The organism is Isoptericola sp. NPDC060185 (assembly GCF_042728595.1).
Classification (GTDB): domain Bacteria; phylum Actinomycetota; class Actinomycetes; order Actinomycetales; family Cellulomonadaceae; genus Isoptericola.
This window is the reverse complement of the sequence record NZ_JBHWYY010000156.1, coordinates 1-1,295: the sequence shown is the minus strand read 5'-3', so window position 1 is coordinate 1,295 and position 1,295 is coordinate 1. Positions and strand designations below refer to the sequence as shown.

The window sequence follows — 1,295 nt, the reverse complement described above, 5'->3', positions numbered from 1 at the left end:
GTCCACCGAGAAGGTCGGTGAAACGCACAGTCAGGAGCCCGATCATGACCGCACTCTCCACCCGTCACCGCGTCAAGGCCGCCGCACTACTCGGCGGTGCCGCCGTGATCACCGCCACTGCGGCGGGCGTCGCGTCCGCCGATCCGGGCGAGCGCCCCGACGACGGCCGGGCAACCACGATCATCTGCACCGCGCCGGGCGGCGGGGACGCCCCCGGTCTCCCCCCGCTGCCCGCCGAGCCCGGAGTCCGTTTCGAACACATCGTTCCCGGTGTGCCCGGCCAGGAACCCGGCCGGATCCACATCGAGCGCGCGGCCCCGGGCACCCCCGCACCGTCGATGGACGGTCCCGTGGAATGTCAGCGGATCCACCCCGATGGTGAGCGCACCATCGTCCCCGCGCGACCGTTCTGACCAGCATAAACAACGGAAAACACTAGGGTGAGTGCATGACGGGACAGCAGATCTTGGTCGTCGACGACGAGGTCCGCGTGCTCGCGTCGCTGCGGCGCGGCCTCGAGCTCTCGGGCTTCGAGGTGATCACCGCGCCCGACGGCGCTCGCGCACTCTCCCTGGTGGGGACCGCTGCTCCCGACGCCATGGTGCTCGACGTGAATATGCCCGAACTCGACGGCGTCGGGGTGGTCACCGCCCTGCGTGCGATGGGCAACGACATCCCCATCTGTGTGCTCAGCGCGCGCAGCGCGGTGACCGACCGGATCGCCGCGCTCGAGCGTGGTGCCGACGACTATCTGACCAAGCCGTTCGATCTGGGCGAGCTGGTCGCGCGGCTGCGCGCGCTGTTGCGACGCAGACCGGTCACCGCCGCCTCGCCGGCCGACACGATCCAGGTCGGCGAGGTGATGATCGATCTGACCGGGCATCGGGTGCACGCGGGGCCGGCCCTGGTCGACCTCACCAAACGGGAGTTCGAGCTGCTCGCGATGCTGGCGCGCAATACCGGGATCGTGCTCGGGCGCGAGCAGATCCTGTCGACCGTCTGGGGGTACGACTTCAGCACCGATACCAATGTGGTCGATGTGTTCGTCTCGTATCTGCGGCGCAAACTGGAGGCCGAGGGTGTCGCGCGGGTGGTGCACACCGTGCGCGGGGTCGGGTTCGTGCTGCGGGATCAGCCGTGAGGGCCTCGTGGTCGTTGCGGGTCCGGGTCGCGTTGGTGTCGGCGGCGGTGGCCGCGCTGGTCGCGGTCACGCTCGGACTGACCTATGCCGCGCTGCTGAAGGTGACGGGCACGAGCCAGCTCGATCAGACCGTCTCCAGCATGCGGGTACAGAT

Annotated in this window: 2 protein-coding genes; both read left to right on the top strand. The window is 69.5% G+C overall.

From position 1 onward, the window contains the following. The first annotated feature begins 44 nt into the window (after nt 1–44). Complete coding sequence (locus ACFWDO_RS21410) at nt 45–413, top strand: hypothetical protein (RefSeq protein ID WP_380347195.1); 369 nt, start codon at nt 45–47, stop codon at nt 411–413. A 35-nt stretch (nt 414–448) separates the two neighbouring features. After that, entirely contained in the window at nt 449–1,141 is a 693-nt protein-coding gene (locus ACFWDO_RS21405; RefSeq protein WP_380347193.1) for a response regulator transcription factor, read from the top strand. Nucleotides 1,142–1,295 lie beyond the last annotated feature (154 nt).

Excerpts from the sequence above, each read along its gene's own strand:
- ACFWDO_RS21410 (WP_380347195.1), top strand. The coding sequence starts at position 45 with ATGACCGCACTCTCCACCCGTCACCGCGTCAAGGCCGCCGCACTACTC.
- ACFWDO_RS21405 (WP_380347193.1), top strand. The coding sequence starts at position 449 with ATGACGGGACAGCAGATCTTGGTCGTCGACGACGAGGTCCGCGTGCTC.